The organism is Streptomyces palmae (assembly GCF_004684805.1).
Lineage (GTDB): Bacteria > Actinomycetota > Actinomycetes > Streptomycetales > Streptomycetaceae > Streptomyces > Streptomyces palmae.
Map to the genome: position 1 here is coordinate 33,885 of NZ_SRID01000006.1, position 19,499 is coordinate 53,383.

12 protein-coding genes are annotated in these 19,499 nt (G+C 74.7%); 9 read left to right on the forward strand and 3 right to left on the reverse strand.

Annotated elements, in window-relative coordinates; translation table 11 throughout:
- Positions 1–10: 10 nt before the first annotated feature.
- Genes E4099_RS01690 through E4099_RS34775 form a run of 7 tightly spaced genes read left to right on the forward strand, consistent with a single transcriptional unit; the run spans position 11 to position 4,348 of the window.
- Positions 11–598, forward strand: coding sequence for a NifU family protein (locus tag E4099_RS01690; protein WP_135337078.1), 588 nt, complete (start codon positions 11–13; stop codon positions 596–598).
- Entirely contained in the window at positions 595–1,335 is a 741-nt protein-coding gene (locus E4099_RS01695) for a DUF5947 family protein (RefSeq protein WP_245244489.1), read from the forward strand. The genes E4099_RS01690 and E4099_RS01695 overlap by 4 nt, the downstream gene beginning before the upstream one ends.
- Positions 1,320–1,526, forward strand: a complete 207-nt coding sequence (locus tag E4099_RS01700) for a hypothetical protein (protein ID WP_135337079.1) — start codon at positions 1,320–1,322, stop codon at positions 1,524–1,526. Before E4099_RS01695 ends, E4099_RS01700 begins: the two co-directional genes overlap by 16 nt.
- Entirely contained in the window at positions 1,523–2,215 is a 693-nt protein-coding gene (locus tag E4099_RS01705) for a DUF6084 family protein (protein WP_209446500.1), read from the forward strand. Before E4099_RS01700 ends, E4099_RS01705 begins: the two co-directional genes overlap by 4 nt.
- Complete coding sequence (locus E4099_RS01710; protein WP_135337080.1) at positions 2,212–3,333, forward strand: hypothetical protein; 1,122 nt, start codon at positions 2,212–2,214, stop codon at positions 3,331–3,333. The genes E4099_RS01705 and E4099_RS01710 overlap by 4 nt, the downstream gene beginning before the upstream one ends.
- Positions 3,330–4,220 carry a hydrogenase maturation protease gene (locus tag E4099_RS01715; RefSeq protein WP_245244490.1) on the forward strand — a complete coding sequence of 297 codons (891 nt, stop codon included), beginning with the start codon at positions 3,330–3,332 and terminating at the stop codon, positions 4,218–4,220. The genes E4099_RS01710 and E4099_RS01715 overlap by 4 nt, the downstream gene beginning before the upstream one ends.
- Positions 4,217–4,348, forward strand: coding sequence for a hypothetical protein (locus tag E4099_RS34775; protein ID WP_280923469.1), 132 nt, complete (start codon positions 4,217–4,219; stop codon positions 4,346–4,348). The genes E4099_RS01715 and E4099_RS34775 overlap by 4 nt, the downstream gene beginning before the upstream one ends.
- Before the next feature lie 129 nt (positions 4,349–4,477).
- Here E4099_RS34775 and E4099_RS01720 read toward each other — a convergent pair whose 3' ends face one another.
- The 3 genes from E4099_RS01720 to prcB form a co-directional block, all read right to left on the reverse strand.
- Entirely contained in the window at positions 4,478–5,146 is a 669-nt protein-coding gene (locus tag E4099_RS01720) for a TetR/AcrR family transcriptional regulator (protein WP_245244491.1), read from the reverse strand.
- Between the two features lie 208 nt (positions 5,147–5,354).
- Positions 5,355–6,968, reverse strand: coding sequence for an FAD-binding oxidoreductase (locus tag E4099_RS01725; RefSeq protein ID WP_135337081.1), 1,614 nt, complete (start codon positions 6,966–6,968; stop codon positions 5,355–5,357).
- Positions 6,969–7,274: 306 nt separating this feature from the next.
- Positions 7,275–8,120: a proteasome subunit beta gene (gene prcB, locus E4099_RS01730; RefSeq protein ID WP_135337082.1), complete on the reverse strand. Its 846-nt coding sequence runs from the start codon at positions 8,118–8,120 to the stop codon at positions 7,275–7,277.
- 570 nt (positions 8,121–8,690) lie between these two features.
- On the opposite strand from prcB, the gene E4099_RS01735 reads away from it, so the two are divergent.
- Entirely contained in the window at positions 8,691–10,442 is a 1,752-nt protein-coding gene (locus E4099_RS01735) for an acyl-CoA dehydrogenase family protein (RefSeq protein WP_167828260.1), read from the forward strand.
- Positions 10,443–10,659: 217 nt separating this feature from the next.
- Positions 10,660–19,499 (forward strand): non-ribosomal peptide synthetase (locus E4099_RS01740; protein ID WP_135337084.1); only part of this gene is annotated, 8,840 nt, incomplete at its 3' end.

A 19,499-nucleotide genomic window follows, 5' to 3' on the forward strand; every position in this document is an offset into this window, starting at 1 on the left:
GAGCCGCCGCATGCCATGGGACGACGAGCAGGCCCGCACCCGGGTGGCGCGGACCGAAGAGCTGCTGACCGGCCTGGACAGCCTGCCCGACGGCCTGGCCGCCGCCCGCGCCCAGGCCGCCCTGGAGGCCCTGGTCGCCCTCTACGGGGAGTGCCTGGCCCGGGTGGTGGACCTGGCCGGGGCGACCGGCGGCGAGCAGGGCGCGGGACTGCTGCGGCGGCTGGCGGAGGACGAGCTGATCGGCCATCTGCTGCTGGTCCACGACCTCCACCCGGACCCCGTACCGGTCCGGGCCCGGCGCGCCGTCCGGGAACTGGCCGAGGAGCTGTCGGCCCGCGGCGCCGACCTGGAGGTCCTGGAGCTGACGGACACCGCGGTACGGGTCCGCCTCACCGGCGGCGGCTGCGGCTGCGCCGCCGGCAGCCCGGAGCTGGAGCAGCTGGTGCGCGAGGGCATCGCCCACCGCGCCCCCGAACTCGAGCGCGTCACCGTGGAGACCGCGCCCGCGGCGCCGGCGCGGCCCCTCATCCCGGTCGACGCGCTCCTGAAGGGGGTACGGGCCCCGGACCCGGTGCTCTCGGCAAGGGAGAGCGGATGAACGGGGCAGGCCCCTCGGACCGCTCGAACCCCCCGGCGCCCGGCGGCCCTGCCCCCCGGCTGTGGCGGCTCGCCCGCCAGGCCCGGCACGCCCGGCCGCGGGAGACCGGCGCGCCGGAGCGCTGCGACCTGTGCGCCGAGCCGCTCCCCGACCCGCACCGCCATCTGCTGGACCTGAACACCGAGGAGCTGAGCTGCGCCTGCGGAGCCTGCGGCCTGCTCTTCGACCGCGGCGAGGCCGGCGGGGCGCACTACCGGCTGCTGCCCACCCGCCGAGTGCCGCTGCACGGGCCGGCGCTCGACCAGGTGCGGTGGGCCGCCCTCGGCATCCCCGTCGACCTTGCCTTCTTCACCCGCGCCGAGCGGACCGGCGAGGTCACGGCCCGCTACCCCAGCCCGCTGGGCGTCACCCGGGCCACCGTGGCCCCGGCCGCCTGGCAGGAGATCAGCCAGGCGCACCCGGCACTGCCGACCCTGGCCGGCGACGTCGAGGCCCTGCTGGTGCACCGGGCCCAAGGGGCCCGCGAGCACTGGCTGGTGCCGCTGGACGACTGCTTCCGCGCGGTGGCCGTCGTACGCGCCCACTGGAGGGGACTGGCCGGCGGCCCCGAGGTGTGGCAGCGGCTCGGCGCCTTCTTCGACGCACTGACCGCATCGACGGCATCGACGGCATCGACGGCATCGATGGCATCTGGCTCTCTCCCCACCACCGAGGAGGCACCATGGGCATCTCCGTAGGCCCGCCCGACGTACGGCCCGACGCGACCGCCCACATCCGGGGGGTGCGCCGCGGCGGGCACCTGGGTCTGAGCAAGCGCCAGCCCGGGCACCTGCCCGACGACCGCTCGACCGCACGCCGGTCCACCGGGATCAATTCCGCGCACCGCGACCCGATCCTGTCCGACATGCCGAACCTCTCCCCGGCGTGAACCTGACCCAGCGGCCGGCGGCGCCCGCACCCGCCGCCGTGGACCTCGGCTTCGCGGTGACCGGAGTGGAGCCCCAGCGCTTCGCCTCCCTCCCCACGCTGAGCTTCCACCTGGAGATCACCCGGTCCGGTGGCGGCCCGGTCCGCTCGATCAGCCTCACCACCGCCATCCGGATCGCGGTGACCGGACGCCGCTACTCCGCGGACGAGCAGCGGGCGCTGGCCGAGCTGTTCGGCACCCCCGAGCGGTGGGGGACCACCCTGCGTCCGCTGGCCTGGGCCCAGACCACGCTCACCGTCCCGCCGTTCGAGGACTCGACCACCGTCGAACTCACCGTGCCCTGCGGCTACGACACCGAGCTGGCGGTGACCAAGTACCTCCGGGCGGTGCGGGAGGGTGAGGTGCCGCTGGACTTCCTCTTCAGCGGCACCGTCTTCTTCACCACGCCCCAGGGGCTGCTGTCCACCGCCCGGATCTCCTGGGCGCGCCAGACCGCCTGCCGGCTGCCGGCCGCGCTCTGGCACGAGCTGATGGACCGCTACTACGGCGAGAGCCCCTGGCTGCGGCTCTCGCCCGACACCTACGAACTGCTCGACGGCTACCGGTCGCGCCGGATGCTCACCGGCTGGGACGAGACCGTCCGCCACCTGCTGGCCCAGGCGGCAGCCGACCCGGGGAGGACACCGTGACCGCCGACCGCACCCCGACCCGCCCCGCCTGGGAGCGCGCCGTGGAGAAGATCGCACGGACCTGCCTGTACGAGGGGTACGTACTGTGGCCCTACCGCAGATCCGCGCTGAAGAACGCCAAGCGCTGGACCTTCGGCGGCGTCTTCCCCACCGCCGTCGCCGAGGAGCTGGGCGAACCCGGCACCCTGCGCACCGAGGTCCTTCTGGACACCGGGGGCCGACCGGCCGAGGTCACCGTGCGGGTCAGCTTCCTGCACGTCGTGGACCGCCAGGTGGTCCGCGAGGGCGAGGGCGGCCCGGAACCGGTGGACGAACTGACCGTGGCCGGGGAACGCCACCTCACCTGGCAGGAGGCCACCGAGCACGACCTGTACGTCCACCTCCCGCCGGCCGCCTGGGCAGCAGGCCCGTACACCCGGCCGATCGAGGTGCCCGGCGGCACCGACCGCGAGCCGCTGTACGACCCGGCGGGGCGCCACGCCGGCACCGTGGTCCGCAGCCGGCAGCCGCTCAGCGGGACGGTGGAGATCCACGCGCTGCCCGTGGGGGAGGGGCTCACCCGGATCGCCGTGCACCTCACCAACACCACCCCCTGCCCCCGGCCCGCCGCCGGAGAGCGCCACGCCCGGGAGCGGGCCGCCGTCCACGCCTTCGTCTCCACCCACACGGTGCTGCACTGCGACACGGCCCGGTTCGTCTCCCTGCTCGACCCGCCGGAGCGGCTGCGCGCCGCCGCTGCAGCCTGCGACAACCAGGGCACCTGGCCCGTCCTGGTCGCCGAGGCGGAAGCCGGTCCGGCGGCCGGGGGCGGCGGGCTCGCCGCGCCGCCGCGGCAGGACAGCCGGGCGGGCGCGCACACCGTGCTGTCCTCGCCCGTCACCCTCTACGACTTCCCCGCCGTGGCCCCGGAGAGCCCCGGCGACCTCTTCGACGGCACCGAGATCGACAAGCTGCTCATCCTCGGCGTGCTCAGCCTCACCGAGGAGGAGCGGCGGGAGGCCCGGGCCTGCGACCCGCGGGTCAGGGAGCTGCTGGACCGCTGTGCGGAGCTGGGACCGGCGGAACTCGGCGCGCTGCACGGCACCATCCGCGAGTTCCGGACCCTGGAGGACGTGTGAACCGCCCCTTCCCGCCCGAGGACACCGTCCCGCCCGGGCGCCGTACGGTCATGGTGGACGGAGTCGAACTGGCCCGCGGCAGCCGGGTGCGGCTGCGGCCCACCCAGCGCGCCGACATCCTCGACATGGCCCTGGCCGGGCGGATCGCCGAAGTGGACGGGGTGGAGGAGGACTTCGAGGGCACCGTGCACGTCGCGGTGGTGCTGGAGGGGGATCCGGGGCGCGACTTCGGGTCCGGGCAGCAGATCGGACACCGCTTCTTCTTCTCGCCGCAGGAACTGGAGCCGGTGGTGGAGCCGGCCGGCGCGGGAGCGGCCACCGGGCCGAGGATCCTGGTCGCCGGTATCGGCAACGTCTTCTGCGCGGACGACGGTTTCGGCCCCGAGGTGATCGCCGCGCTGCGCGCCCGCCCGCTGCCGCCCCAGGTGCACGCCGCCGACTTCGGCATCCGCGGGATGGACCTGGCCTACCGTCTGCTGGAGGGCTGGCACACCGCCCTGTTCGTCGACGCCGCCCCGCACGGGCAGCCTCCCGGCACCGTCAGCGTCATCGAGCCCGAGGTCCCCGATCTCGCCGAGTCGCGGGCCACCCCGCAGGCCCATGGCATGGATCCGGTCCAGGTGCTGTCGCTCGCCGCCCATCTGGCCGAGGAGCCGCTCCCCCGGGTGCTGGTGATCGGCTGTGAGCCGGAGATCCGCATGACCGGGGAGGAGCCGGATGTCCGGGTCGGGCTCAGCCGCCCGGTACGGGAGGCGGTCGAGGTGGCCGCGGGGATGGTCGAGTCACTCGTGGCCGAACTGCTCGCCGGCGCGGGGCCGATGGCTGACCGCGGAGTCCGCGCGGGGCAGCGGCCCGCCACCGTCGGAGAGGAGGTGAGTTCCCGATGAGACGCGGAATCTTCATCCCGGCCGGGGTGGTGCGAGTCGCGGTCGGTGTCATGGCCGCCGCGGCCTGCGCCATCGCCTGGGTGGAAGGACCGGAGGTGGTGCGCTACCTCCGGATCAGGGCCATGTGACCTCCCCGCAGCCGCGACGGACGGCGCATCCCGCCTACGGTGCCGTGGCGGGCGGCGGCGCAGGGACGATTCCCGCCGCCTGCGCCGCGCCTGGCTCGCAGTTCCTGGTCGGGCGCGGGCGCGGCCTGCTCAGAGTCCGCGTTCGACCATGTCGATGAGGTGCTGCCCGGCATCGTGGACCTGGTCGGGCTGGAGGCCGCGCAGCGGGCCGTCGATGAGGAGGGCGGCGAGGCCGTGGACCGCGGACCAGGCGAGGAACTCGGCGCCGGGGCGGCGGTCCGCGGGCAGCCGGCCGGTCTCCACCAGGCCGTCGAGCGCGGCGCCCAGGAGCTCGAAGGGGGTCTTGCCGCTGCCTCCCGCGGCGGAGTCGTCGGCGGCGTGGGACATGTCGCCGGGGACGTGGAACGCGGTGCGGAACAGCCCCGGTTCCTCCTGGGCGAAGCGGAGGTAGCCGGTGCCGACCGCGCGGAAGCGGGCCCGGGCGGCGGCGGCCGGGTCGGCGGTCGGCGGCAGGGCAGCCTGTTCGGCCTCCATGGTGCGGGCGACCTGGGCCATGGCCTCCTGGGAGACGGCGTGCAGCAGGGCGGCGCGGTCGGCGAAGTGGCGGTAGGCCGCGTTGGGCGCCACCCCGGCCTCACGGGTGGCGGCCCGCAGCACCACGGCCTCCGGCCCGCCCTGGCGGGCCAGCTCCAGACCGGCCCGGACCAGTGCGTTGCGGAGGTCGCCATGGCGATAGGTGCCCCGCTTCGGCTTTCCGGCGTCCGCCGCCATCACCCACTCCCTCAAGGGCGCGTCCACCGCGCGGATCGTCCGAGTCTGCCCTGGGGTACCACCGACCCCGAATGTGTACATCGTACACAACGGGTGTGCCCCGCCTCACCGGCCGGGCACCCGGGCGCGGTGCCCGGCGCCGCCTCACCGGTCAGCACCACCCGGGGCCGTGGGGCAGGCACCCCGGTCGGCGGGGCGGGGGCTCATCCGCGCCGCCCCGCCCCGCGGGAGTGCCTCAGCGGGTGGAGTTCGGCGGCCGGATGCCCAGGGTGTGGCCGAAGACGCCCTTGGGGTCCCAGGTGGCCTTGACCTTCTGCAGTCGCTGGTAGTTGCCCTTGTAGTACAGCGTGGACCAGGGCACTTTGGAGGTGTTGACCTTCGGGTCGGCCAGGTCGTCGTCCGGGTAGTTGATGTAGGCGCCGTCCTCGGGGGCCGGTACGCCACCCGAGTCGGCGTACACCTCGCGGTACAGCGTGCGCAGCCAGTCGACGTAGTCCGCGTCCCGGGCCGGGTCCGCCCAGGCGGTGGTGTACTGGATCCGCATCACCGCGTCGCGGTGCGGGAAGGCGGTGGCGTCGGCGGCCACCGCGCCGATCTGCCCGCCGTAGCTGGCGATGCCCACCGACCCGAACAGCAGGCCGGGATCCTGCTCCCGGGTCATGTTCCGGTAGATGGCGGCCAGTTGCGCGTCCGAGAAGCCGGTGCGCAGATACCCCGACTTGATCTTGAGTCGGTACTGGCTGGAGTCCGGGCCGGCCAGCGCCGCGGCCAGCCATGGCTGGCGCGCTCGCGCCACATTGCGCGGCGTGCCCACCCCGGCGCCCAGCGCCGCCAGGTACTCGTCCAGCAGCCGGTCGGCGTCGGGGCCGTACACCTGGCCGCTGGCCACGTTGAGGTCATTGGCCTTGCGCCCCACCGTCAGATCGGCGTAGAGCCGGGTCGCGGCGGCGCCGGGCGCGCTGTTCGCCTCGCACCAGTCGGTGTGGTTGCGGATCAGCCGGGTGAACTTCGCCTCGTCCAACTCCAGTGCCTGCCACGGCCACTGGGCGGAGAAGTTGATCGTCTCGGTCGGCGCCGCGGGCAGCAGCCGCCGCGGGTCGTCCCCCTCGGCCCCCGCCGAGCGCAGCCAGTACCGGGTCACCACGCCGAAGTTCCCCCCGCCGCCTCCGGTGTGCCCCCACCACAGCTCGCGGTTCGGGTCGGACGCCTCGCCCGTCGCCACCACCGCCGACGCCCTGCCGTCCGCGCCCACCACGACCACCTCGACCGCGTACAGGTGGTCCACCACCAGGCCCATCGCCCGGGACAGCACCCCGTAGCCGCCGCCGCTGATGTGTCCGCCCGCGCCCACTCCCGGGCACCAGCCTCCGGGGACGGTCACCCCCCACCCCAGGACCAGCCGCCGGTACACCTCGCCCAGTCTGGCGCCCGGCTCCACCACGAAGGCCCGGCGGGTGGCGTCATAGCCGACCTGGGTCATCCCGGACATGTCGATGACCACCCGGACCGCCGGGTCGTCCACCCAGCCCTCGGCGCAGTGCCCGCCGCTGCGCACCGCTATCCGCTTGCCGGCGTCCACCGCCGCCTGCACCGCCTGGACGACCTGACCGGTGGAGCCGACCACCCGGACCTCGTCGGGGGTGCCGGTCCAGCGCTGCTGGCCGCGGTCCACCAGATACGGGTAGCGGGAGTCGTCCGGGCCGACGGTCACCGGACCCAGGGGGGCGGGGCACTCGGCGCCGGCGGTGGGTGCGGCCTGGGCGGGTGACGCCAGTACCGAGCCGGCGGCGGCGCCGGAGGCCAGGGCGGTGGCGGTGCGGAAGAGGTGACGGCGGTTCACTCCGGGCATGACGAGATCTCCTGAGGTGGCGTCGTGGGGATGAGCCGGGAAGTACTCGATGTGCGCGATGTGTGCGATGGGGCTCGGGAAGGCGGCGCGCCTCGCGGTGGGGGAGCGGCGCGCCGAGGCCTTCGGCGGTGGACGGCCGAGGGTGCCGACGGGGATGCGGAACGAGCCCGTGCGGACACACGGGAGCCGGCCGACTCGGTGGTCGACCGGCTCGCGGTGCCCAGGTGTGCCGGACGAAGGGAGGGGGTTCTCGGCCTGTGCGGCGGACCGCCCCGGGCCGCGGCCCGGGGCGGTGGCCGGATCCGGTCAGAGCACCGGCGCGCGCGGGCCCTCGGGGGCCTCCAGGCGGCGGTCGACCACGGCCTGGGCGATCGCGGCGATCTCCTCCTGCGGAAGCTGGCGGTAGCCGTCCTCGGTGACCAGGGCGACCAGCGGGAACAGGCGGCGGGTGAGGTCGGGTCCACCGGTGGCCGAGTCGTCGTCCGCGGCGTCGTAGAGAGCCTGCACGGCGGCGGTGACCACCTCGTTCTCCGACATGCCCGCCCGGTAGAGCTTCTTCATGGAGCCACGGGCGTACACCGAACCGGAGCCGGTCGCGGTGAAGCCGGTCTCCTCGGTCCGCCCGCCGGTGACGTCGTAGCTGAAGATGCGGCCCACGCCCCGGTCCAGGTCGTAGCCCGCGAAGATGGGCACCACGGCCAGGCCCTGCATGGCCATGCCGAGGTTTCCGCGCACCATCGTGGTCAGGCGGTTGGCCTTGCCGTCCAGGGAGAGCGGGGTGCCCTCGATCTTCTCGTAGTGCTCCAGCTCCAGTTGGAAGAGCTTCACCAGTTCCACCGCCAGGCCCGCGGTGCCCGCGATGGCGATGGCCGAGTGCTCGTCACCCGGGAACACCTTGTCGTACTCGCGGTGCGCGATGACATTGCCCATGGTCACCCGGCGGTCGCCGGCCACCAGCACCCCGTCCGCGTAGCCGGCCGCGACGATGGTGGTGCCGTGCGGGGCCTCGAACGCGCCACGCACCGCGGGGAGGTCCCGGTTGGCCGGAAGGAGCTCCGGCGCCTGCACGGAGAGGAAGTCCAGGAAGGACGAGGTCTCGGAGGCCATGAAGGCGGGCGGCAGACCGCCGCCGGTGCGCGGTGTGGAGTTCATGCACATTCCTTCCTGGGTTGCCGGTGCGGAGGACGGTACGCGGGCACGCCGGGACGCGCCTCCGCTTGCCGCACATTACCCGGCGGGCCTGAGGTGTATGCCATGGCCTTGCTCATGGAGGCGCATCGAAACTGTGGCCGAAAATGGCTGGCGTTCGAACGGGTCTGCGAGGGAATCTCTGATCAACAACAACCTTGAGCGAACCGGCCACCAGCCGGCCGCTCCCTCATGGCCCAGGGAGCGAGCCCGGTGTGTTCCACCAGGTGCCGGTGCGGTGCGGCGAGGGAGCTGAGTCCCCCGCCGTGCCGCGGTACACGGTCCGGCTTCCGCGGGGCGCGACCGCGGGGCCTTCCCCCATCCGCCGGTGCGGAGCGCCATGGCGCTCCGCGGCCGACGGGTGCGGTACCGCCGCGCGCGTCCGGGCGCGCACCGGTGCCGGAAAACTCCAGACATATGTGAGCCGACTTCAGTTCGACTGCCTGGTCGTCCCTCCACGGGCCCGTGTGCCCGGGGCGGGGCGTGCCCGGGTACAGACACGGAGGATGCGCCATGACCCGTCCGCTCAATGGGATGAGTGTTCCCGGTAGGACCAGTTTCCTGGAGGAGCTCCTGCGGGGGGCGCTGCGGCTGGATCTCCTCGATCCCTTTCCGGCGCAGCCCGAGGAGGACCGCAAGATCGGGGACGCGGTGGTCGCCGAGGCCAAGGAGTTCGCCCGGCAACTGGTGGACCCCGCCGAGCTGGAGCGGACCGGAGTACTGCCCCAGGAGGCGGTCGACCGGCTGCGGGAGAGCGGGTTCGTGAAGCTCCAGGGATCACCGGAGCTGGGCGGGCTCGGCCTGTCCGACCTCAACGCCTTCCGCGTCGTGCAGGCCGTATCGAGCTGGTCGATGCCGCTGGGCCTGGCCGTCGCCGTGCAGAACTCCATCGGCTTCGGCCCGCTGGTGCGGATCCTCCCGGACGGCCCGCTGCGCGAGATGCTGGCCGCAAGGGTCAGGGAGGGGCTGCTCTCCGGCTTCGCCGACACCGAGCCCGCGGGCGCCGCCAACCATCGGCGGGAGACCGTCGCCGTACCCACCGAGGACGGGACGGCCTACCTGGTCAGCGGCGAGAAGGTGTTCAGCGGCAACGCCCCGGTCGCCGACCTGCTCGGAGTGGTCGCCACCGTACGGGAGGACGACCGGGAGATCCGCAGGCTGCTGGTGGTGGATCCGCAGGCGCCCGGGGTGCGGCGGACCGCGGTGCACGAGTTCATGGGCATCAAGGGCGTCCCGAACGGCGGCTTCACCCTGGACCGGGTGCGGGTGCCCCGGGAACACGTCTTCGTGGAGCAGCCCAGCGCCCATGACGTGCGGATCACCGCGCAGGCCGGCGGGCTGGCCGTGCTCGGCCGGATGTACCTCATCGCCGCCCCCGCCCTGGCCATCGCCAAGCAGTGCCTGGACTGGTCGCGCGGCTTCGTACGGCGGCGCAGGATCGACGGGGTGCCGCTCGCCGAGTACGAGGAGATCCAGCACCTCGTCGCCGCCTCCCTCGCCGACACCTTCGCCATCGAGGCCGTGTCCGAGTGGAGCCTGCTGTGCGAGGACGCCGGGCTCAACCCGCTCTTCGAACAGGCCGTCGCCAAGAACGTCACCTCGGTGCTGTGCTGGGGCGTGGTGGACCGCACCATGTCCCTGTTCGGCGCGGAGGGCTATGAGACCGCGGCCAGCAAGGAGCGGCGCGGCGCGCCCCCGGTGCCGCTGGAGCGCGCCTTCCGGGACGCGCGCAACCTGCGCATCTCCGGGGGCGTCGACTTCCAGCTCGACTACTGGCTGTCCAAGCTCGCGATCTTCTCCTACCACCGGGCGGACGCCCTGGACGACGGCACCGGCGCCGAGCGGGCCGCCGGCGCGCGCACCCGGCTGCACACCGCGCTGAGCCCCCGCAACCGCGAGCACCTGGACCGGCTCCATGAACTCCTCGGCGGTTTCCGCTCCCGGTGCGCCGAACTGGCCCGGTGCCACCCCGAGGACCAGGACCTGTTCGCGCGGGAGCACCAGCTGATCGCGGTCGCCCGCTGGGCCACCGAGATCATGACCGCCAGCCTGGTCCTGGCCCGGGCCGCGCGCCGCTCGGCCGAGGACGACGCCGAGGCCCAGGACCTCGCCGACATCTACTGCACCGGGGCGCTGGAGCGGATCGACGGGTACGCGCGCCAGGCGGGCGAGGAGTATCGGCCCGACACCCGCCGGGTGACCGAGCGGTGGATCGAGGAGAGCGGCCACACCGGGCTGCTCGACGACATCGCCACCGGACCCGGACAGGAGAGCCGGCGCGACTGAGCGCCTCGCCCCCCCCAGCGCCCGCGGAGCGCCTCGCCCCCCAGCGTCCCGCGGAGCGCGGGCCCGCTCCCCGATCCACCCGCGCAGTTCTTTCCCCGGAGACCCTCCGGGCGGCCACCCCATGCCCCTTCGGCATGCCACGAACACCCGACTTCCCCACGTCCGCTGACCGACCCTCGGCAGCACCCCGTCTTGGCGCGCAGGAAGAGGAACCGCGATGCACTCCCCGCAGAGCCACCCGCTGTCCCCGGCCCAGTCCGGCATCTGGTACGCGCACCAACTGGACCCCGCCAGCCCCGCCTACCACTGCCTCCAGTACCTCGACATCCAGGGCACCCTCGACACCGCCCTGTTCACCGAGGCCGTCCGCCAGGCCACGACGGAGGCGGACGGCCTGCACGTGCGCTTCGAGGCGGGCACCGGCGGGCCGCGCCAGATCCTGCTGCCGACCACCGCACCCGAGGTGCCGGTCCACGACCTGACGGCCGAGCCGGACCCCTTCGCCGCCGCCCTGCGATGGATGCGCAGGAGGCTCCTGGACCCCTTCGACCTGGAATCGGGCCGGGTCGGCGACTGCGCCGTGCTGGAACTGGCCCCGGACCGCACCCTGTGGGTGCAGCGCTACCACCACATCGTCACCGACGGCCAGATGTACAACCTCATCACCCACCGCATCGCCGAGATCTACCGGGCGAGTGCCGCCGGACAGCCGCTGCCCGCCGCGCGTTTCCAGCCACTGGCCGAGGCACTTCAGGAAGCGGCCGGCTACCGCGGCTCCGAGCGGTACGCGGCCGACCGGGCGTACTGGCACCAGCGCTTCGCCGACCGTCCCGAGCCCCTGGAGCTGACCTGGGCCGAGGGCGGCACGGGCATCGCGCACCAGGTCCGCCGCACCGACCTGACCGTCACCGCGGAACAGCACCGGGCCCTGCGCGCGGCGGCCCGGGAGGCCGGTACCACCTCCTCCCGCGCGCTGATCGCCCTGCTGGCCGGCTACGCGCACCGGATGTCCGGCCGCGAGGACGTCGTGGTGGGCCTGGCCGCCCACGGCCGGCGCACCCCCGCGGCGCAGCGGTTCCCCGGCATGATGTCCGACGTCCTCCCACTGCGGCTGCGCGTCGGCGCGGACACCACCTGGCGCGAACTGCTGGCCGACACCGAGGCGACCGTCACCGGGGCCATGGAGCACCAGGGCTACCGGAGCGAGGACCTGCGCCAGGAGCTCGGCTGGCCCGAGCACCGGCGGTTCGCCGGACCGCTGGTGAACCTGGTGCCACCGCTGCGGCCGGTCGACCTCGGAACCGCCTCCGGCACCCTGCACAACCTCTCGATCATGCCCACCGAGGACTTCACCCTCTGCTGCTACCGGCGCCCCAAGGGCGAACTCCAGCTCACCCTCGACGTCCATCCGGACCGCTGCGCGGACACCGAACTCGCCGAGCACCGCGAACGCCTGGCCACCCTCCTGGACGCCCTGGGCTCCGGCTCCGTACACCACCCGGTGTCCGCCACCGACGCCATCGGACCGGCCGAGCGCCGACGGCTGCTGACCGAGTGCCAGCCGGAGCCGGTGCCGCTGCCGGACGCCTCGCTGGGCGAACTGTTCCGGCGGCAGGCCGCCCGCACCCCCGACGCGGTGGCCGTCGCCGACGGCGGCACCCGGCTCAGCTACGCGGAGCTGGAGGCCCGCTCGGAGCGGATCGCCGCCCAGCTGGACGAACACGGCGTGCGCCCCGGCTCCACCGTACTGGTGTTCATGGAACGCTCGGTGGACCTGCTGACCGTCCTGCTGGCGGTGCTCAAGACCGGGGCGGCCTACGTACCCCTGGACGAACGGCAGCCCGCCTCCCGGCTGCGCGCCCTCCTCGCCCAGGCCGGCGGCGACCTGCTGCTCGTCGCCGGACCCACCCGCGAGCTGCCGCTGGTGCGCGAACAGGCCGCGGCGGGGCTGCCGGTACTCGACGCGGACACCCTCGCCCAGGCCGCCCCGCCCCTGTCGCCGCCGCCCCCGCGGGCCGTCCCGGCCGAGGCACCGGCCTGCGTGATGTACACCTCCGGCTCCACCGGCGTGCCCTCCGGCGTCCAGATCACCCACCGCAACATCACCGCCCTGGCCCTGGACCGGTGCTGGCGCGGCGGCGCCCACCACCGCGTGCTGTGGCACTCCCCGCACGCCTTCGACGCCGTGCTGTACGAGCTGTGGGTCCCGCTGCTCTCCGGCGGGCAGGTGTGCGTGGCCCCACCCGGACCGCTGGAGCCCGCCACCGTGCGCGAGATGATCGCCCGGCACCGGGTGACCGCGGCCTGGCTGACCGCCGGTCTGTTCGCCGCCCTGGCGGAGGAGGAACCCGACTGCCTGCGCGGCCTGGACGAGGTGTGGACCGGTGGGGACGTCGTCCCACCCGCCGCCGTGGCCCGGGTCTTCGCGCACTGCCCCGGCATCACCGTGGTCAACGGCTACGGGCCGACCGAGACCACCACCTTCGCCACCCGGCACCGGATGACCGCCCCGCCCGCGGGCCCGGTCCCCATCGGCCGCGCCATGGACAACACCACCCTGTACGTCCTGGACGCCCAGGGCGCCCCGGTGCCCTCGGGCGCCCCCGGCGAACTCTGGGTCGGCGGCGCCGGCGTTACGGCCGGCTACGTCAACCGGCCCGAGGCCACCCGCGAGCGCTTCCGCCCCAACCCCTTCCACCCCGGCCGCATGTACCGCACCGGCGACCTGGTGCGGTACGCCCCCGACGGAACCCTGCGGTTCCTCGGCAGGGCCGACGACCAGGTGAAGATCCGCGGCTTCCGGGTCGAGCCGCACGACATCGAGACGACCCTGGAGCGCCACCCCGAGGTGGCACGCGCCGTGGTGCTGCCGCAGGACACCCCGGGCCACGGCAAGCGCCTGGTGGCCTACCTGGTCCCGGCGGTCCGCGAGGACGCCGGCGCACCGGGGGGCCGCCCCGCCGAAGGGCACGGCCCCGACCAGGCCGACCGGACCCGGGTGGACGAGTGGCAGCACGTCTACGAGGACATGTACCGGGAAGGCGACGAGGCCGGGCTGGGGGAGGACTTCAGCGGCTGGACCGACAGCTACCTGGGCACCCCCATCCCTCGGGAGCACATGAGGGAGTGGCGCGACCGCACCGTGGAGCGCGTCCTGGAACTGCGCCCGCGGCGCGTGCTGGAGATCGGCGTCGGCAGCGGACTCCTGCTGGCCCGACTGGCCCCGCACTGCGCGGAGTACTGGGGCACCGACTTCTCCCGACGCGCCATCGACCGGCTGCGGCGGAAGGTCTGCGAGGCCCCGGACCTGGCCGACCGGGTGCACCTGCTGCACCGCGAGGCACGCGACCTGTCCGGAATCCCGCTCCACCACTTCGACTGCGTGGTCGTCAACTCCGTGGTGCAGTACCTGCCCAGCGCCGACTACCTCGCCGCGGCCCTGCGCGGCGCCCTGGGCACCCTGGTACCCGGCGGGCACCTCTACGTCGGCGACATCCGGCCCCAGCGCCTGCTGCGCGCCTTCCGCACCGGTGTCGAACTGCGCCGCTCGGCACCCGGGCGCACACCGGACGAACTGAAGCGGGCGGTCGAACAGCTCCTGCTGCACGAGAAGGAACTCCTGGTGGAACCCGAGTTCTTCACCGAGCACCTGGGCTCACTCCCCGAGGTGGCCGGCGTCGACATCCGGGTCAAACGCGGCCGGCGGCACAACGAACTCACCCAGTTCCGCTACGAGGCCGTACTGCGCACCTCCCCGGGCACCAGCCCCTCGACCGCCCCGGACACCCGGCCGGACAGCAGCGCCGACGCCACCTCGGTGCGCTGGGGCACGGACATCGACGGCCTGCCCGCCCTGGGCCGCCACCTGCTGGCGAAGCGGCCCGCCGCGCTGCGCCTGACCGGCGTCCCCAACGCCCGGGTGAGCCCGCTGCTGCGCGCGGAGCGGGAGGTGTGCGCCGGCGGCGACCTGGCCACCGCGCTCGACGCCCTGGACGGCGCCGCGCCGGCCGCCACCGAGCCGCTGCCCGACCCCGAGGACTTCGCGGCGCTCGGCCAGGGCCTGGGCCTGCACACCATCCTCACCTGGTCGCACACGGCCGCGGACGGCAGCCTCGACATCCTCTTCCTGGACCCGGCGGCCCACCCCGGCGGCACCGGTCAGGAGGCGCCCGGCTTCGTCGCCGACACCTATCCGCGCCGCCCCGCCACCGGTCCCGACCCGACCGCGCAAGCGTTCACCAACCGCCCCGCGGACCGGGAGCACCAACGTGAGCTGGTCCCCGCGGTCGAGGCGTTCGCCCGGCGGCAACTGCCCGACTACATGCTCCCGGCCGCCTACGCCGTACTGGACCAGCTGCCGCTGTCGGTCAACGGCAAGGTGAACCGCGCCGAACTCCCGCCCCTGGAACACCCCACCGCCCCGGACCGGCCGTCCATTGCCCCCGCCGACCAGCCGCAGACCACCCCCGACACCGCGACCACCGCGACCGAGCGGGAGCTGGCTGCGATCTGGTCGGACCTGCTGCGGGTGCCGGTGGACGCCGCCGCGCGCCCCGACTTCTTCGCCCTGGGCGGGCACTCACTGCTCGCCACCCGGCTGGTGTCCCGCATCGGGTCACGGCTCGGGGCGGAGATCTCGCTGCGCACCGTGTTCGAACACCCCGATCTCGGCTCGCTGGCCCGGGCCGTGGACCGGCACCGCACGCCCGACGCCGAGGAGGAGCAGGAGCCGCCCGCGTCCGAGACGCTGCCCGTCTCCGGCTTCCAGGAGAGGATCTGGCTGGACGAGCGGCTGCGCGGCTTCGGCTCCCACTACAACACCCCGCTCACCTGGCGGATCCCCGGCGGGGGCATCGACCCGGGGGCCCTGAGCACCGCGCTCGGCCGGGTCGTCGAACGCCACGAGGTGCTGCGCACCCGCTTCGTGGAGAGCCCGAGCGGCCGGCCGCACCAGCTGGTCGGCGAGGCGTGGACACCCGAGGTCGTGCACCGGACCGCCGAGGGCGCCACCGAGGAGAGCCGGCTCGACCACGCCACCGCGGCCCTGCGGGAGTTCGCCCGACTGCCCTTCGACCCCGACTCCGGGCGCCTGCTGCGCGCCATGCTGGTGGACCTCGGTGCCCCGGACCACGACCAGCTGCTCCTGTGCTGCCTGCACCACCTGGTGTGGGACATCGGCTCCGAACCGGTCTTCCTGCGGGACCTGGCCGCCGCCTACCAGGAGGCCGCGGGCCCCGCCGCCCCGGCCGCGTACCGGGAATGGCCGGCCACCCCGCACCAGCAGCGGATGGCCTTCGTGGAGCACTTCGAACGCGGCACCGTCTACCCGGACGCCCCCGTCTACCACAACGCCACCCGGCTGCTCACCGTGGACCGGGTGCCCGAACGGGCCGCCCTGCGCGAGGCGGTGGCCGCGACCGTGCGGCGCCACCCCGCGCTGCGCACCACGGTGCACCTGGACGGCGAGTCCTGCGTCCAGCGCGTCCACGACAGCCTGCCGATCCACTGCACCTGGCTCGACGAGGCGGACGGTGACGCCCCGGAGCGACTCGCCGACCTGCTCACCCGGCCCTTCCGGCTGGCCGAGGGCCCGCTGCTGCGCGTGGTGGCCCGCCCGGACGGCGGGGGCGGCTGCACCCTGGCGCTCGTCGCCCACCTCGCCGTCGCCGACCGCGCCTCGCTGCGGACCGTGGCCGGCGAACTGTCCACCCTGCTCGGCGGCGGGCAGCTACCGCCCGCACCGCCCTCGTTCACCCAGTGGTGGCAGGCCCGGGACACCGAGGAGGAGGAGCGCCACACGGCCCGGCTGGCGGAGCTGCTGGACGGTGGCGGCGAGCCCCTGCGGCTGCCGGTGGACCGGACCCGGGCCGCCGTGCACGTCTACCGGGAGCAGTCGCTGCCGATCGAGGTGGCGAAGGCGGCCGAGGTCGCCGCCTTCGCCGCACGCGAGGGGGTGAGCGCGGAGGCCGTGCTGCTGGCCGCGTACACCGCCGTACTCCAGTGGTACTCCGGGCAGTACGACCTCACCGTCGGCGTGTCCAACCCGCGCCGGGACGCCGACTCGGCGGGTGTGGTGGGCCCGGTGGACGACATCCTGCCGCTGCGGCTGCGCGGCACCCCCGAGCAGTCCTTCGCCTCCTGGGCGCACACCTGCCAGGCGGGCCTGACGGCCGTACGCGCCTGCTCGCTCGCCCCCTTCGACGAGGTGGTACGGCGCGTCGCCCCACCCAAGGACATGAGCCGCACCGCCCTGTACGACGTGGTCTTCGACTGGGAGCACGGCGCCGCCGAGGAGCCGATCGACCCGCCCGTGGCGGGCCTGGGCAAGTGCGACCTGTATCTGACGCTGCGGTCCACCGCGCGGGGCATCACCGGGCGGCTGCTCTCCAACGGCCTCTACTACGACCCGGAGCGCCCGGCGGCGGTGGCCGAGCACTGGCAGCGCCTGCTGGACCAGGCACTCGCCGCCCCCGGCACCCCGGTGGGCGCCTTCGAACCGCTCACCCCGCGGGAGCGGCGCCGGCAGACCGAGGAGTGGAACGACACGGCCGCCGACTACCCGGAGACCACCCTCGCCCGACTGGTGGCGGAGCGCGCCCGGCGGCAGCCGCACAGCACCGCCCTCGCCGACTCGGCCGGCTCGCTCAGCTACCAGCGGCTGATCACCCGGGCCGGCCGGCTCGCCCGGACCCTGGCCGACCAGGGGGCGGCACCGGGCACCCTGGTGGCCCTGCGGCTGCGGCGCGGGCCCGCCCAGATCGAGGCGATCATGGCGGTCCTCCTGGCCGGGGCGGCCTATGTGCCCATCGACCCGGCCGCACCGGCGGAGCGGGCCGCCTTCATCCTCGCCGACAGCGGAGCCCGACTGCTGGTCACCGACGGCACCGACACCGCGGAGGGCACCCCCGCCGCGGACGGCCCCGAGAACACGGACGGCACCGAGAACGCCGATGCCACCGCCGGCACGCCCGCCGACGACCGCACCGGCACGCCCGCCGCCGACCGCCCGGCCGTGTTCACCGGGCGGACGATCCGGCTCGACCGGATGGACCTGGACGCCCCCGGCCCCGCCACGGGCGACCTGCCGGAGGCCGGGCCCGACGACCTGGCGTACGTCATCTACACCTCCGGTACCACCGGTCGGCCCAAGGGAGTGCGGGTCACCCACCGCAACGTGGTGCGCCTGGTGCTCAACGACCGCTCGCCGTTCGACTTCGGCCCCCGGGACGTATGGCTGCAGGCCCACTCGTACGCCTTCGACTTCTCGGTGTGGGAGATCTTCGGCTGCCTGGTGCACGGCGGCCGGCTGGTGCTGCCCGAGGCGGAGGACCTCCAGGACCCGGAGCGGCTGGCGGCCCTGGTACGCGCCCGGGGCGTCACGGTGCTCAACCAGACCCCCGGCGCGTTCGCCCAGCTCACCCAGGTGACCCGGACCCCCGAACGGCGGATGGACACCCTCCGCTACGTCATCCTCGGCGGCGCCGCCTTCCGCCCGGCCACCCTCGGCGACTGGCCCGCCGGCCACCCCGCCGCCCAGGTGGTCAACATGTACGGGATCACCGAGACCACGGTGCACGTCACCGCCCGCACCATCACCGCCGAGGACATCGCCGGCGACCGCAGCCCCATCGGCACCCCGATCCCCACCACCACCGTCCATCTGCTGGACCCGGTGCGCACCGCGGGCCGGCACCGGATGCTGCCCATCGGCGCGGTGGGGGAGATCTGCGTCGGCGGCGCGGGCGTGGCCGCCGGCTATCTGGGCCGGCCCGAGCTGGAGCGGGAGCGCTTCCGGCCCGACCCGTCCGGCGCCGGACGCCTGTACCGCAGCGGCGACCTCGGCCGCTATCTGCCGGACGGCACCCTGGAGTACCTGGGGCGCCTGGACGACCAACTCCAGGTGCGGGGCTACCGCATCGAGCCCGGTGAGGTCGAGGCCTGCCTGCTGGAGCACCCCGATGTCGCCCAGGCCCAGGTCACCGCCGACACCGAGGACGGCGACCGGCTGGTGGCCCATGTGTGGTGCCCGGGGAGCGTGCCGAGCGCGGGCGAGCTGCGGACCCGCCTGGCCGAGCGGCTGCCCGCGTACATGGTCCCCTCCGTGTTCCGCGTCGTGGACCGCGTGCCGCTGTCGGTCAACGGGAAGATAGACCGGGCCGCCCTGGCCGCGTCGAGCACCCCGCTCACCGACGGGGCGGGCGGTGCCCCGCGCACCGGGACCGCCGAGGCGCTCGCCGAGCTGTGGCGGGAGCTGCTGCCGGTGCCCGAGGTCTTCGCCGGCACCTCGTTCTTCGAGGCGGGCGGCCACTCCCTGCTCGCCGCCACCCTGCTGGCCCGGATCCGCGAGCGTTTCGGCGCCGAGCTGCCGGTGCGCTCGGTGTTCGAGAACCCGCGGCTCCAGGACCTCGCGGACCGCATCGACGCCGCGGCCGCCCGCCCGGGCCCCGCCCCGGCGGCCCTGGCCGGACGGGACGACGACCTGCCGGGGACGCTGGTGCCCGCCTCCGACTTCCAGCGCCGCATCGCCCTGGACGAACAGCTCTCCGGGGCCACCGACCGCTATGCGATGCCCCTGGTCTGGCGGGTGCGCGGCGGCCGGCTCGACGCGGCACGGCTGCGCCGGGCGCTGGCGGCGGTGGTGGCCCGGCACGAGGCCCTGCGCACCGGGTTCACCGAGCGCGAGGGACGGCTGTGGCAGCGCATCGGTCCTGCCTGGTCACCGGAGTTGACCCAGGTCGACCTGTCGGCACTGCCCCCCGAGGAGCGGACGGACCGCTGGCGGGGCTGGGTGCGCGAGATCGCCTCCACCCCCTTCGACCTGGCCTCGGGGCGGCTGCTGCGGGCCGGCCTGATGGACCTGGGCGACCAGGGGCAAATGCTGGTCGTCTGCCTCCATCACCTGGTGGGCGACGGGCCCTCGCTGGCCCCCCTGGTGCGGGACATGGACGCCGCCTACCGGGGTGCGGCCCTGGATGCCGAGGTGGTGCAGTACCGGGAGTTCGTGCGGGGGCAGGAGGAGTTGGCGGGTTCGGTGGCGGGCGCCGCGGGGGTGGAGCG

Coding starts and splice junctions, on each gene's coding strand:
- E4099_RS01700 (WP_135337079.1), top strand. CDS start 1,320: ATGGGCATCTCCGTAGGCCCGCCCGACGTACGGCCCGACGCGACCGCC.
- E4099_RS01690 (WP_135337078.1), top strand. CDS start 11: ATGCCATGGGACGACGAGCAGGCCCGCACCCGGGTGGCGCGGACCGAA.
- prcB (WP_135337082.1), bottom strand. CDS start 8,120: ATGAACTCCACACCGCGCACCGGCGGCGGTCTGCCGCCCGCCTTCATG.
- E4099_RS34775 (WP_280923469.1), top strand. CDS start 4,217: ATGAGACGCGGAATCTTCATCCCGGCCGGGGTGGTGCGAGTCGCGGTC.
- E4099_RS01735 (WP_167828260.1), top strand. CDS start 8,691: ATGAGTGTTCCCGGTAGGACCAGTTTCCTGGAGGAGCTCCTGCGGGGG.
- E4099_RS01725 (WP_135337081.1), bottom strand. CDS start 6,968: ATGCCCGGAGTGAACCGCCGTCACCTCTTCCGCACCGCCACCGCCCTG.
- E4099_RS01695 (WP_245244489.1), top strand. CDS start 595: ATGAACGGGGCAGGCCCCTCGGACCGCTCGAACCCCCCGGCGCCCGGC.